At 61.5% G+C, this 13,168-nt stretch carries 11 protein-coding genes, 1 pseudogene and 1 riboswitch; of the genes and pseudogenes, 7 read left to right on the top strand and 5 right to left on the bottom strand.

Annotation, left to right across the window (positions count from 1 at the left end; translation table 11 throughout):
• Positions 1 to 221: 221 nt before the first annotated feature.
• Positions 222 to 437: a hypothetical protein gene (locus tag VNX23_RS17845; protein ID WP_325632136.1), complete on the top strand. Its 216-nt coding sequence runs from the start codon at positions 222 to 224 to the stop codon at positions 435 to 437.
• Between the two features lie 216 nt (positions 438 to 653).
• Here the strand turns inward: VNX23_RS17845 and VNX23_RS17840 are convergent, their stop codons facing one another.
• Entirely contained in the window at positions 654 to 1,949 is a 1,296-nt protein-coding gene (locus VNX23_RS17840; protein ID WP_325632134.1) for an integrase family protein, read from the bottom strand.
• A gap of 314 nt (positions 1,950 to 2,263) precedes the next feature.
• Here VNX23_RS17840 and VNX23_RS17835 point away from each other — a divergent pair, with 314 nt between their 5' ends.
• From VNX23_RS17835 to VNX23_RS17820, 4 genes are read left to right on the top strand one after another with little or no spacing between them, the layout of a single operon-like run.
• Positions 2,264 to 2,842 (top strand): methylated-DNA--[protein]-cysteine S-methyltransferase, encoded by a 579-nt coding sequence (locus tag VNX23_RS17835; protein ID WP_325632132.1) that lies wholly within the window; start codon positions 2,264 to 2,266, stop codon positions 2,840 to 2,842.
• A gap of 9 nt (positions 2,843 to 2,851) precedes the next feature.
• Entirely contained in the window at positions 2,852 to 3,691 is an 840-nt protein-coding gene (locus VNX23_RS17830; protein ID WP_325632131.1) for an AraC family transcriptional regulator, read from the top strand.
• Positions 3,692 to 3,747: 56 nt separating this feature from the next.
• Positions 3,748 to 4,104, top strand: coding sequence for a VOC family protein (locus VNX23_RS17825; protein ID WP_325632129.1), 357 nt, complete (start codon positions 3,748 to 3,750; stop codon positions 4,102 to 4,104).
• Between the two features lie 51 nt (positions 4,105 to 4,155).
• A complete protein-coding gene (locus tag VNX23_RS17820) occupies positions 4,156 to 4,566 on the top strand; it encodes an SRPBCC family protein (protein WP_325632127.1) in 411 nt (136 codons plus the stop codon).
• Between the two features lie 2 nt (positions 4,567 to 4,568).
• On the opposite strand, the gene VNX23_RS17815 is transcribed toward VNX23_RS17820, so the two are convergent.
• A complete protein-coding gene (locus tag VNX23_RS17815) occupies positions 4,569 to 6,023 on the bottom strand; it encodes an MATE family efflux transporter (protein ID WP_325632125.1) in 1,455 nt (484 codons plus the stop codon).
• Between the two features lie 226 nt (positions 6,024 to 6,249).
• Positions 6,250 to 7,302 (bottom strand): annotated as a pseudogene (locus tag VNX23_RS17810) (hypothetical protein).
• Between the two features lie 292 nt (positions 7,303 to 7,594).
• Here VNX23_RS17810 and VNX23_RS17805 point away from each other — a divergent pair.
• Entirely contained in the window at positions 7,595 to 8,947 is a 1,353-nt protein-coding gene (locus tag VNX23_RS17805; RefSeq protein ID WP_325632123.1) for a sorbosone dehydrogenase family protein, read from the top strand.
• A gap of 61 nt (positions 8,948 to 9,008) precedes the next feature.
• On the opposite strand, the gene VNX23_RS17800 is transcribed toward VNX23_RS17805, so the two are convergent.
• The gene (locus tag VNX23_RS17800) at positions 9,009 to 10,340 is read right to left on the bottom strand and encodes an MFS transporter (RefSeq protein ID WP_325632122.1); all 1,332 of its coding nucleotides are present in this window, start codon (positions 10,338 to 10,340) and stop codon (positions 9,009 to 9,011) included.
• A gap of 154 nt (positions 10,341 to 10,494) precedes the next feature.
• Positions 10,495 to 11,601 carry a 2'-deoxycytidine 5'-triphosphate deaminase gene (locus VNX23_RS17795; RefSeq protein ID WP_325632121.1) on the bottom strand — a complete coding sequence of 369 codons (1,107 nt, stop codon included), beginning with the start codon at positions 11,599 to 11,601 and terminating at the stop codon, positions 10,495 to 10,497.
• Between the two features lie 99 nt (positions 11,602 to 11,700).
• Positions 11,701 to 11,780, top strand: a riboswitch (SAM riboswitch).
• A gap of 72 nt (positions 11,781 to 11,852) precedes the next feature.
• Between VNX23_RS17795 and VNX23_RS17790 the strand changes: the two genes are divergently transcribed.
• Entirely contained in the window at positions 11,853 to 13,058 is a 1,206-nt protein-coding gene (locus VNX23_RS17790; protein ID WP_325632120.1) for an O-succinylhomoserine sulfhydrylase, read from the top strand.
• Positions 13,059 to 13,168: the final 110 nt, after the last annotated feature.

The following is a 13,168-nucleotide window of genomic DNA, read 5'->3' as shown; positions in this document are numbered from 1 at the left end:
CGAAAGGAGAAAATAGTTTGACTAAGCTATTGAAAAGACTGGTGGGCACGACAGGGATCGAACCTGTGACCCCTACCATGTCAAGGTCGCGCTCCTGCTTTAGCGCGTTTCCAAGTCGAGCGAATGCAGACAACCTGGCGCTCGGGAGATGAATCGCATGGGCACATGCAACCAAACGCCAAAAATTTTTGCTTTTTGGGGGACCAATTGCTCTTGTTACGGTGTTCGCACTCATCGGCGGCGGCACTGAGCCAGCCGTTCAGCCGACGCTGGTCGTAAAGGCCGCCGTAGCTATCGTCGTGTCCGATGGGTGCGATCTCGCTGGCGCAATCCCCAACTGCAAGGCCGTCATGGCGGAGTTGGCCGCGAAAGGCGTCAAGGGCACCGGCCACCGCATCGATGCGTCGGCGGGCGGTACTATCGCGCTAAAGCCCTAGTCGCGGTCGACAGATCAGACCAAGATCGGGCAGTATCAACGGCGGCTTCCCATGGCTGGAGATCAAGTGCTCACGCTGCCAGACGCCGCGCGACGTCGATCTTTGCGCGCTGCCGCATGTGCCGACGACATGCGTGCACGATCTCGCCGGGCGGTTGGTTTGCGGGGCACGTGACCCCCGTGCCGACCGTCAGCTAGTGCGCTCGCCTGCCCCGTCTCAAGCAACGCGGGCTGGAGCGGCGGCTTTGCTCTTTTTCCGGTTCGTTTCCCGGTTCGGCACATCCGGCACAAGCGGCGCGTCGTCATGGCCGCCGAGCGTGAGCCCGAGCAAATTGACAATCCGCTTCGAGATGCGTTCTTGCGCCGTGCGCATCGCCGGCCCGTTCTGCAAAATTAGTGTTGCGACGTACCGCTGATTTATCCCGGCGGGCGCATGCCCCATGAGAAAGTGCGATATCAGATCGTCAATCTCCAGATCGGCGCAGATTGTTCGGTACGTGTGGCGGAGTTGGTTTCCGCGCGCTGGCAGCGCCTCCCGTGCGCTAATCTGGGCGCAGCCGGGGAATACGAGGTCGGCTATCTTGACCTCGTGATGACCTTTGTATGTGGCTTCGCGAGCCATCCTCAGCACCGCCATGATCTCCGGGCTCGCGGGCAGCACGATATCCTTGCCAGCCTTCGCGGTCGGGATCGTGAAGCTCTGCTCATTGTCCCGCACGTTGCTCCAGCGCAGCCGTGCGCCCTCGCCCGGGCGAACGCCGCTCAATAGACAGAACAGATGATAGGCTTTGCGGATTGGCGCGTCTTCGATCTTATCCCATGCCTTGCGCCACTTCGGAAAATCCTTGAAGTCGAGCGCATCTTGGCTCGCCTCTTCCTTGTTGAAGTCAACCGCCGAGGTCGGCAACTGGGGCGGCAACGTTCGGTCGAGCCGCGTCTCGCGGCGATAGCAAGCCCGGATGAGCCGGGCGCAATGGTTGGCCGACACAGGTCCGTTCTTCTTGGTCGTCACCGCATGAAAGTCGGCGATAGCCGCCGGGCTCTTCGAGAGTTCGATCAGGGTCCACTTCTCAAAGACTGGTAGGATTATCTTGTCGCCGAGCCGCTTCGCACGATCTCGCCAACGCGGCGGCTTGCCCTTTTCGGTCGCCTTGCGCTCCAGATGGGCGAGGTATCGATCCCACGCGACCGAGAACAGCGTCGCCTCTTTCTTACCCGGCGTCGCGACGCCGTCCGCGATTTTGCCCGCGATCTTCTCGGCCTCTTTGCGGGCCGTGATCGTGTTCATTTCCGGGAAGTGCCCGAGTACACGGCGGAGGGTTTTTACCTTGCTCCCGCCCTTTCGATACTGGCGATAGTATTCCCACGTCGAGCGATGCACGCCGACGCGGACGCGCAGGCCACGCACATCGCGGTCATAGAATGTGCCATAGGTTTCAAATTCGCGCTGCGCTTTGATCGCCTCATCGTTAAGCTTGGAGGTCTTCCGGGGCTTCGCATTTTTGGCTGACATTTAGCTGACACTCGCCGGTTTTGCGCGACCCTATTTCATAAGGTGATTGCGCGTTTTCGGGAGCTAAAATATGCGAGAAGTCCGCGAATAGCTGGCACTTCTTCAATGTTTTCGGGAGTATCTGAAATCGAGGTTAAAATGGCGGAAAGAGCTTGGGAAGCTGCCGTTCTGCCATTGAACTACGCCCGCGCGCTATCCTGATTAGCCGACGCCGCGCGATCCGCCAAGCAGGTTGATCGATCATCTTGGGCAAATCTCAACTTTTGAGCTGCGGCCATTGGAGGCGGTGCTATGATCCGTGTCGGGGCACGCGCATGGCTGGGTGGGCGTACAGCATTTTTGACACGGTAATTGGCCGGTGCGGCATCGCATGGAGCGCTGCCGGCATCGTCGGCGTGCAGCTTCCACAAGCGCGCGAGATCGAAACGCGCAAGCGGCTGTTCAAGCATTTCCCCGAGGCACGTGAGACGCGCGCTCCGGCGAATGTCGAACGCGCGATCGAAGGCATCGCCGCACTTCTGCGCGGCCAATCCGCCGATTTTTCCGGCGTCACGCTCGACATGAACGGCATCCCCGCCTTCTCCCAGCGCGTCTACCGGATCACGCGCGAGATTGGGCGCGGCGCAACCCTTACCTATAACGAGATAGCCGTGAAACTCGGAGCCTCCGGGGCGGTGCACGCGGTCTCGCAGGCGATCGGGCGTAACCCGTTTGTGATCATCATCCCCTGTCATCGCGTGCTGGAAAAAGGCGGCTATGCCGACCAGATCTCGCCTTATGGCGGAATCATCTCCAAGCGGCGGCTGCTTTCGATCGAGGGCACGCCTTTGCCGAGCACCAGGACGCTTTTCGACGTGTTGCTTCCGGTTGCTCCGCCGCGCCTGTCCGGGTAATTTTCCCTCATGATGCGAACAACCCTGCTGCAACGCCGGTTGATTTCGGCGTCCGATTTCCGTTGCACCGCCGGACCGGACGACAAGCCGTTTGTCGAGCAGTATCGCTGCCACTCGGTCTCCTATGTGCGCAAGGGCAGCTTCGGTTGCCGCACGCACGGCCGGACTTTCGACCTGGTGACCGGATCGATCCTGGTCGGCTATCCCGGCGATGAATATCTCTGCACCCACGATCACGTCTGCGGCGACGAGTGCCTGTCGTTCTTTTTGACTCCCGAACTAATCGAAATGATCGGGAACGATGTGGCTACCTGGCGCATCGGCGCCGCGCCGCCATTGCCCGAACTGATGGTGCTCGGAGAGCTCGCGCAAGCCTCGGCCGACGGCCGCAGCGATATCGGCCTCGATGAGATCGGGCAGTTGTTCGCCAGCCGCTTCGTCGAGGTGGTCTCGGGGCGGTCGCGCCAGGTCGCACAACCAAGCGCCCGGGATCGCCGCCGCGCCGTCGAAACGGCACTCTGGATCGAGGCAAATTCGCAGCGCGAGATCGATCTCGACGATGCCGCTGATCAGGCCGGTGTCAGCCCTTTCCATTTCCTGCGTCAGTTTTCCAGTGTGCTCGGCGTTACACCGCACCAATATCTCGTGCGATCGCGCCTCAGGCATGCGGCGCGGCTGCTCGCCAGCGAGGAGATTCCCGTCACTGATATCGCCTACGATGTAGGATTTGGCGATCTATCCAATTTCGTGCGCACCTTCCATCGCGCCGCGGGCGTCTCCCCGCGCTCTTTCCGCGCGGCCGCTCGCGGGAACCGCAAGATTTTCCAAGATCGACCCGCCTTGCACTGATTAGGGTGTTTCCATCCTGCGCGGCTTCAAAAACACGCGATTGAACGGAGACACTCATGTACGATCATATCGGAATCAAGGTCGGCAATCTCGATGCCAGCGTTCGCTTCTATACCGCAGCGCTCGCCCCGCTCGGTTATGTCTTGTGCTCACGCGATGAGAATGGCGCGGGCTTCGGCCCGAAGGGCGAGCCGGCCCTATGGCTCTATCGGCACAGGGGGAACGCGGGCGGTGCCCACATCGCCTTCCGCGCGAGCGAGCACGCTGCGATAGAGAAATTTCATGCCGAAGGCATGAAGGCCGGCGGACGGGACAATGGCGGAGCGGGCTTGCGGACCGACTATAGCCCGACCTATTTCGCCGCCTTCCTGATCGATCCCGATGGCAACAATGTCGAGGCGGTTTGCACTTAGAGTAAGGACGCCCGGTTTCGACTCTTTCGAATCATTTGAAGGACCACATCCATGGCATCCATCCACCGGGAGATTGCGGTTGACGCGCAACCCGACGACGTCTGGGCCGCGGTACGCGACTTTGGCGCGGTGCATCAGCGGCTCGTGCCCGGTTTCGTGGTCGACGCGCGTCTCGATGGCGATGTGCGCATCGTGACCTTCCACAACGGCACGATCGCGCACGAGCCTTTGGTCGACTGTGACGACACCCGGCGACGGCTGGTCTATTCGGTGATCAGCGATCGCGTCAAACACTACAATGCGACGGTGCACGTTGAGGCCGATGGTGAAGGCACGCGAGTCAGTTGGACCGTCGACGTTTTGCCCAACGAAATCGCGCCCTATATCGCCGGGCAGATGGATCTGGCCGTGCTCGCGATGCAGAAGCGATTTGCGAGGGGTCAGGTGATGGCCGCGCCATAGCGCTAGTCGGCGACGCCACCGAGAGCCGGGTGGCCCGGTGCCACGCCGCTCTCCCTCGGTCCCCATCGCGTCAAGATGACGCTTGAGGTAGACAACAGGCCAAGCACCACCATCGATGCCGCCGCCAATATGAAAAAGTCCGCAGCCGGAGCGTGGCGCTGCGACATCCACCAGCCGCCGACGGCGATGAACAAGAGCCGGGCGCTCTGCGCCAGCACCGGCCCGAGCACCTTGGCCGCCCCTTGCGACGAAAAATAACAGGACATCGCAAGCCCAATGAACGCGTACATCGGCGCCGCCGTCGACAAATACTGGCTGCTGGCGGCGCGCACGCTTGGATCTTCGGTAAAAATATTGATCCAGACGTCGGGGAAGATGGCAATCAGGGTCGCTACCAGACCCACCGAGATGAACGAGAGAAGACCGGCGGTCAAGGCAACCCGTCGCGCCCGCGAAATCTGTTGCGCGCCGATTGCCATCCCAACCATCGGCACCGACGCGATCCCAAAAGCGAAGGCCACCGAAGTCAGCATGAACTCGAGCCGCGCGCCAATGCCGTAACCGGCGAGAATTTCCGTTCCGAAGCGCGTCAGCAGGTGCGTGAAGATGCTGAGGGTCAGGACCGACTGCAGCGGCGAAAAGCACGAGATCAGGCCCACCTTAAGTATGTCGGCAAGCATCGCCCATCGAACCTGAAGCCCTTTGATCCTGGGAACGAGCCGCGCCCGCCCCGAAAAGAGGTACCACGACATGACAAACGTGCTCGTCAGAAAAGCCAGCAGTGATCCGGCTGCGACGCCGCGCATGCCGAATTGCGGAATCGGACCAAGGCCTAATCCCAGCGCGCCGCCGAAAATGACCTGAAGGACAGCCGAGCCGAGAATCATCAGCGAAGGCAATTTCATATTGCCGGTGCCACGCAGGATTCCCGCCATCGAATTCATCAGCCAGGGCAGAACCGCACCACCAAAAAATACCTGACTGTAACCGACAGCGTTAGCCAGCACATTGCCACGGCCGCCGAGCAGTACCAGAAGCGCCGGGCCGATAATCAGCATGCCGAGCATGAAAGACAACCCAAAGCAGACACCAATCAGCAACGCGTGCCCGGCAAGCGTCGATGCGCGGTCGACATCGCCGGCGCCGAGCGCGCGCGCAATCGCCGACGCAACACCGCCGCCCATTGCGCCACCCGACATCATCATGGTGAGGATCACGAACGGAAAAACCAGCGCCATCGCCGCGAGCGGCTCAACGCCAAGCCGGCCAATATAGGAGGTCTCGGCGATCACGACGCAGGTACCCGCGCTCAACGCGATGACGTTCGGCCAAGCCAGCCGCAGCAGCGTGCGCAGGATGGGGGAGTCGATCAGTGCATTTCTCACCGGCGGGGAGACCAGGAGAACGGCATTCTCGTCATCGGCCCCGGTAATCGCGGCCCCTGCGATATCGGACATTTTCTTTCCCGCACGGCAGCCCGACTTCCGTCCGGGCACGATGTCTCTTGGTGGAGACTTGAGATTCTCGTATTTGCTGTTGGTCCTTCTAACATTCGCAACAGTATCTGCGCTGGTGGGATGCGAACGTTGCAATCAGACCACTAGCACCGATCCGGCACGGCGCCAGTGCGCCCGACGCATGGGCCGCCTGCCGAATTAAATTGCTCGTCGGTAGCGGATGCGGTCAGCCGATCGACCAGACAAAAGGCGGTGCGCCGGCTTTTTCCGCCCGCATCGCAACTGAAATGCGCCGGCCGCAGCCGGCGGCAAGGCCCTCGCACAATCCTTCGAGCACGCGTCTGCAGGCCGGGTGATAGTCGGCGACGTCGGACATCAGCCACCAGGTCCCTTGCCTAAGCTCAAACGCGTGGCCGCATTTCTCCACTTCCGCCAGATCGCCCTGCGCCTCGAACAGCGCCTGCAGAAACACAGCAAAGGCCTCCGGATTGCCCTTGCCGGCCGAAAGGCCGCGCGCGATTTCGTCGAAATACTGCATGCCGATCAGCTTGCCGGTCAGGTGCAGCAAATGACTGGCCGCATCAGGGCCGAACAGCTGCACCATGACGGGTGCGGCGGTTCGCACGTACTCCATCGCATAGTTCCGATAGGCCTTCTCGAGCCTCGGCTTCGGCCATTGCGCGACCGGCAAGGCCGGCGCCGCGGCGGGATCGAACAAGGGAGCCTCGAGATGACGCGCAAACACCAGACGTTGCTCGATCTCGATCGAATGGTCGTATTCCAGGTAAAAACCTTCGAGGCCGTCCTAACCGTCCACACTCTGTTTGGTGCAGACGAAACCAAGGTTCGGGTTGCCGAGCGCGACGCCGTTATTGGCGTGCCAACCGCGCAGCATCGCGCGCGAAACCTCACCGGGCACGCCGCAGATCGCCGTGCCCCTCCAGATCCAGCGCGGCGGCGGATAGCGGATCCAGGCCTTGCGATCCGACTCATACATGTATTCGACGCCAACGCCGCCGATCCAGTTGGACAGATAATGGTACTGCGCGGCCGCCACCGCCGGCGGCAGGTGAGCAAGGCCGAGTTTCTGCAGGCCGGGCAGGAAGCGTTCTTGCTGCTGGCGACGAAACACCCGGAACACGAATTCGCAGGCATCCGACGTCCCGCGCCGCGTCACCACCGTGAGGATGAGTCCGGTGAAGTAGGCATGATACAGTTCGGCGACGCTTCGCCATCTCAGCCACTCCATCTCCTGCGCGCCCTCTTGCTCTGCGGCCATTTTCGTTCCCCTTGTTCAGCCGACCTCGCCGGTTGCGAGCATACGCGTCCAAGGCGTCACGCGAAATTTGCGGCTAGTGTCCTGATTCCGAAGTTCGTATCATTGCACGGCATACTCGTTTACGAACTTCGGAATCAAAAGGACACTGGCAAATCTATGATTCTAGTGTGGCTTCTGGTTCAGAAGTCCGCATGACGAATTCGCGGCAATAGTGATGCGGACTTCTGAACCGCCACACTAGCGAACCTGATGCACCTTCCCGTATGTTAATGATGTTAGGCGAGGAAAAGGCATGCGCGGACCCATTTTCATTTCCAGAAATCTCCTGCTCGTGATCTCCTTTGCGAGCCTCACCTTGCCGCTGGGCGCCTGCGGCGAGCAGGAAACTGCAACGGTCGGGCAAACCTTCGGGCCCTCGCCCGCGCTGCCGGAGCCGGAAACTTCCGTTTTCCCCACGGTCAACATCGCCAAGGCGATCGGCTGGCCGGAGGGCGGCAAACCCGTCGCCGCCAGGGGAATGGCGGTCAGCGCCTTCGCCACCGGGCTCGACCATCCGCGCACGCTGTTGGTGCTGCCCAATGGCGACGTGCTGGTGGCCGAGACCAACGCGCCGAAGCGGCCCGAGGAGAACACGGGCATCAAGGGCTTGATCACGAAACTGGTCATGACGCGTGCCGGCGCCGATACGCAAAGCGCCAACCGGATCACGCTGTTGCGCGATGCAAATGGCGACGGCGTCGCCGAGACCAGGAGCGTTTTTCTTGAAGGCCTGAATTCGCCGTTCGGCATGGCGCTGGTCGGCGATGATTTCTACGTCGCCAATTCCGATGCGATCATGAAATTCCCCTATTCTAGCGGCGACACAAGGATTACGGCACCCGGTGTAAAGGTCGCGGACCTGCCCGCAGGCCCGCTCAACCATCACTGGACCAAGGATCTGACCGCGCATCCCGATGGAACAAGGCTCTATGCCACCGTCGGCTCCAACAGCAATATCGGCGAAAACGGCATGGACAAGGAGACCAATCGCGCCGCCGTTCTCGAAATCGATCGCACAAGCGGCAAATCGCGCGTGTTTGCTTCGGGCTTGCGCAATCCGAACGGTCCGGCATGGCAGCCGCAGAGCGGCGCGCTGTGGGTCGTGGTCAACGAGCGCGACGAACTCGGCAACGACCTCGTGCCCGATTACATGACCTCTGTGAAGGACGGAGGATTTTACGGTTGGCCCTACAGCTATTACGGCCAGCATGTCGATGCCCGTGTCCAACCGCAGCGTCCTGATCTGGTGGCGAAGGCGATCGTACCGGACTATGCGCTCGGCGCGCACACGGCTTCGCTCGGGCTCGCCTTCAACACCGGAAAACTGTTTCCGCCGGAAATGGCCAATGGCGCCTTCGTCGGCCAGCATGGATCGTGGAATCGCAAACCGCACTCCGGCTACAAGGTGATCTTCGTGCCGTTTGCCAACGGCATGCCTTCGGGCAAACCGCAGGACGTGCTGACCGGCTTCCTCACAGATGAGGGGGAAGCACGGGGGCGGCCCGTCGGAGTGGCCATCGACAGGCAAGGCGCGCTGCTGGTGGCCGACGACGTCGGCAATGCCATCTGGCGCGTGACGCCGGCGGCGAAGTCGACTGCGCAATGAAGCAACCGGCCTGACGAGAAGCGCCTTTCGCGCCTCTCATCAGAACCGAGGCCGGATCAACCTAGGCCCCTTCATCATACTCCATCGAAATGTCACGACCGGTGTAGTCGGGCATGAGCGACGCCGCGACAAGGCTTATGACCGCGCAAATCGCGATGTAGACAGAAATCGCGTAACCGGAGTGATAACGGGCGAACAGGGCGGTTGCGATAAGGGGCGCCGGACCACCGGCAATCACCGAGGCGAGTTGATACCCCAGCGAAGCACCGCTGTAGCGCAATCGAGGCGTAAAAGCCTCTGCAATCAATGCAGCCTGCGGGCCATATTGCATGTCATGCGGGATCAGCGACAGCACGATCGCGATGAATACCAGCGACGGAATTGCCGTGTCCACCATTCCGAAATACAGGAAGCCGAACACGCCCACGGTCGCCGCGCCGATCAGATACATCTTCCTGCGCCCTATCAGGTCGGAGATGTGGCCCGACAGCGGAATGGTGACAAACGAGACACACGCGGCGACCAGCACCGCGAACAGGATGAAATCGCGCGACATCTTCAAGGTGCCGACCGCGTAGGCGAAGATGAATGCGGTGAAGATATAGAACGGCGCCTGCTCCGACACCCGCAGGAAGGCCGACAGCATGATCTCCCTCGGATGCTTCTTGAAGACTTCGACAATCGGGGCCTTCTCGACCTTCTTGTTGTCCAGCAGTTGCTGGAACACCGGCGTCTCAAGGATGCCGAGGCGAATCCACAGTCCGACGCCAACAAGAATGACCGACAGCGCGAAAGGAACCCGCCAGCCCCAGGTGTAGAACTGGTCGCCGGTCAGTTGGCTGAAGGCAAGGACGGCAAGATTTGACAGGAACAGGCCGCAAGGCACCCCGAATTGCGGCCAGGATGCTACCAGCCCGCGTTGACCGTGAGTGCGCGACCATTCCATTGCCAGCAGCACCGATCCGCCCCATTCGCCACCCACGCCGATGCCCTGAAGCATCCGCAAGACCGTGAGGATGACCGCTCCCCAGATTCCGATCGAGGCGTAAGTGGGGACGAAGGCGATGAGGAAGGTCGCGATACCCATGCACAGAAGGGTGGCGATCAACGTCGCCTTGCGGCCGATCCGGTCGCCGTAATGACCGAATATCGCGGCACCAATCGGCCGCCCCACGAAGCCGATGAAATAGGTGCCGAAGGCTGCCAGCGTCGCGGTCAGAGGATCCTCGTTGGGGAAATACAGCTTGCCGAAGATCAGTCCGGCGGCGGTGCCATAAAGGAAAAAATCATACCATTCGATGGCAGTGCCGATGGTCGATGCAATGACCGCCTTGCGCAGCTGCGCGCTATGATCGGATTCGGACAATGTCCCCTGTGTGATTGCCACAGTCATTGAAGTGCCCCCCTGTCTGGTTGTTTCCTTGGCCATGCAAAGCCAACCGGCTCATCCCGGTTCCATTTTTCGAGCCATGGTACAGTCAGCCTACGCCAACCGAAAGAGACATCTCGCCCCCCGCAACAATATGCTGCGCTGCGTCGGGTCAGTGTCAGACGCGAAAATGCTTCGACAGCTTCAACCCCTGCGCCTGGTAGTTCGATCCGATGCGTTGGCCGTACATCGCGTTGGGCCGCGCCAGCATCTTTTCGTAGACCAGGCGCCCGACGATCTGGCCATGCTCGAGGATGAATGGGACTTCGCGCGAACGCACTTCCAGAACCGCGCGCGCCCCCTTGCCACCGGCGCCGGCATAGCCGAAGCCGGGATCGAAAAAGCCGGCATAATGCACGCGGAATTCACCGACCAGCGGATCGAACGGAACCATCTCGGCGGCGTAATCCGGGGGAACCTGCACGGCTTCCTTGGAGGCCAGGATGTAGAATTCGCCGGGATCGAGAATCAGGCTGCGGTCGCGGCGAGCGGGTATCGCTTCCCAGAATTCATCGGCCGCATAACCGCCGCGACGATCGATGTCGACCACGCCCGTATGCCGCTTGGCGCGATAGCCGACAAAGCCCTTGGTGTTCTCGCCCGACAAATCGACGCTCAGCGCGACTCCGTTGACGAGATCGGCATCCGTCACGTCGACCAGCCGTTCCAGCGTGTGCAGGCTCTTCAATTCCTCGGCGTTGAGGATCGCATCACCCGAGCGGAAGCGCACCTGCGACAGGCGCGAGCCTTCGCGCAGCAGCACCGGAAAGGTCTTTGGGCTGATCTCGGCATAGAGCGGGCCGTGGTACCCGGCACCGATCATGTCGAACCGTCGCGTGCCGTCGGCAATCACGCGGGTGAACACGTCGAGCCGGCCGGTCGAACTTTTGGGGTTGGCGGCCGCGACGATTTGCGCGGGCAATGCGAGCGACTCCAGAAGCGGCACGATGTAGACGCAGTTGGTCTCCAGCACGGCACCGTCGGCAAGGCTGATCTCGTGCAGCTTCAGTTCGTCGATGCGCTCGGCAACCGTGGCGTCCGGTCCCGGCAAAAAGCTCGCCCGCACCCGATAGGCAATATCGCCAAGACGAAGATCGAGGCTAGCCGGCTGGATCTGGCTCTCGACGAACGGATAGGCCGGAAGGATGAGGCCGGAATCGGCCATCGCCGCAATCATGCGGTCGGGCAGGATGCCATGGGCATCGGGCGGAAGCGTGAAGCTCACGGATCGGGTCCTTCAGGGCACTCCAGACGCTGAAAACACGGACTTTTACCGGTTATCCGATGCCCGCCTTGACGGAAAGGGTACGAGCGAATAGAGCATGACTTATCCCGTGGTGATTTGAGCCGGCCGGCTTGCAGCCACGTTAAACAAGTCGCTAAACAGGCCGGGGACAGTGTGATCCCGGCCCGTGGAAATTCTTCCAGGCCGGTTTTTTTGTGGCCGTTTTCAACCATGGTCACGATGGAGGTCACATGTCCAAGTCTTCGGGGTCGTCGTCCGCCACGGCCAATTACCGCCCGGAAACCCGGCTGGTCCATTCCGGGAACATCCGTTCGGAATTCGGCGAAACGTCCGAGGCGCTGTTTCTCACCCAGGGCTACGTCTACGACAGCGCCGAGCAATGCGAGGCGCGCTTCAAGGGCGAGGAATCCGGCTACATCTACTCGCGCTATTCCAACCCGACGACGGCGATGTTCGAGCGGCGCATGGTGGAACTCGAAGGCGCCGAAGCCGGCCGCTCGACCGCGACCGGCATGGCCGCGGTGACCACGGCGATGCTGGCGCCGCTGAAAGCGGGCGATCACGTGGTGGCGGCGAAAGCCATGTTCGGATCGTGCCGCTATGTCATCGAAGACCTGCTGCCGCGCTACGGCATCCAGTCCACGCTGGTCGATGGCCTTGATCTCGACCAGTGGAAGCGCGCGATGCGGCCGAACACCAGGAGTTGCTTCCTCGAAAGTCCGACCAATCCGACGCTCGACGTGCTCGATATCGGCGCCATTGCCGAGATCGCTCACGGCGCCGGCGCGCGCCTGATCGTCGACAACGTGTTTGCAACCCCGATCTGGCAAAGCCCGCTTACGCTCGGCGCCGACGTGGTCGTCTATTCCGCAACCAAGCACATTGACGGACAGGGCCGCTGCCTTGGCGGAATCATCCTCGGCTCGGAGCAGTTCATCACCGAACACATCCACACGTTTTTGCGCCAGACCGGGCCATCGATGTCGCCGTTCAACGCCTGGGTCCTGCTCAAGGGGCTTGAGACGCTGGCGGTGCGGGTCCGCGCGCAGACCGAAACGGCGGGGGCGATTGCGGAGGCCCTGGCGCAACATCCGAAGATCTCGCGGCTGATCTATCCAGGCCGTGCCGATCATCCGCAGGCGGCGCTGGTGAAGAAGCAGATGCGCGCGGGTTCGACGCTGGTCGGCTTCGAGGTCAAAGGCGGCAAGCCGGCCGCTTTCCGCGTACTCAACGCACTCAAGCTGGCGCGGATTTCGAACAATCTCGGCGATGCCAAGAGCCTCGTCACCCACCCGGCGACGACGACGCATCAGCGGTTGACGCCGGAGGCGCGCGCTGAGCTCGGAATCGGCGAAGGCTTCATCCGCTTCTCGGCCGGTCTCGAGCACAAGGACGATCTGATCGAGGATTTGCACGCGGCGCTGGAACAGGCGTGAGGGTAGCCACTTCACCCTCCCCTGGAGGGGGAGGGTCGGCTCGCATTGAGCGTAGCGAAATGACAGCCGGGGAGGGGTGATTTCTCAACTCGCGCACTGTTCGAAAGGAA

The sequence above is a fragment of the Bradyrhizobium sp. genome (assembly GCF_035570375.1).
Lineage (GTDB): Bacteria > Pseudomonadota > Alphaproteobacteria > Rhizobiales > Xanthobacteraceae > Bradyrhizobium.
This window is presented reverse-complemented; position numbering and strand designations above follow the sequence as displayed.

What these genes read in the sequence shown, in the direction of transcription:
- VNX23_RS17840 (WP_325632134.1), bottom strand. Translation starts at nt 1,949, where the DNA reads ATGTCAGCCAAAAATGCGAAGCCCCGGAAGACCTCCAAGCTTAACGAT.
- VNX23_RS17835 (WP_325632132.1), top strand. Translation starts at nt 2,264, where the DNA reads ATGGCTGGGTGGGCGTACAGCATTTTTGACACGGTAATTGGCCGGTGC.
- VNX23_RS17830 (WP_325632131.1), top strand. Translation starts at nt 2,852, where the DNA reads ATGATGCGAACAACCCTGCTGCAACGCCGGTTGATTTCGGCGTCCGAT.
- VNX23_RS17825 (WP_325632129.1), top strand. Translation starts at nt 3,748, where the DNA reads ATGTACGATCATATCGGAATCAAGGTCGGCAATCTCGATGCCAGCGTT.
- VNX23_RS17820 (WP_325632127.1), top strand. Translation starts at nt 4,156, where the DNA reads ATGGCATCCATCCACCGGGAGATTGCGGTTGACGCGCAACCCGACGAC.
- VNX23_RS17815 (WP_325632125.1), bottom strand. Translation starts at nt 6,023, where the DNA reads ATGTCCGATATCGCAGGGGCCGCGATTACCGGGGCCGATGACGAGAAT.
- VNX23_RS17805 (WP_325632123.1), top strand. Translation starts at nt 7,595, where the DNA reads ATGCGCGGACCCATTTTCATTTCCAGAAATCTCCTGCTCGTGATCTCC.
- VNX23_RS17800 (WP_325632122.1), bottom strand. Translation starts at nt 10,340, where the DNA reads ATGACTGTGGCAATCACACAGGGGACATTGTCCGAATCCGATCATAGC.
- VNX23_RS17790 (WP_325632120.1), top strand. Translation starts at nt 11,853, where the DNA reads ATGTCCAAGTCTTCGGGGTCGTCGTCCGCCACGGCCAATTACCGCCCG.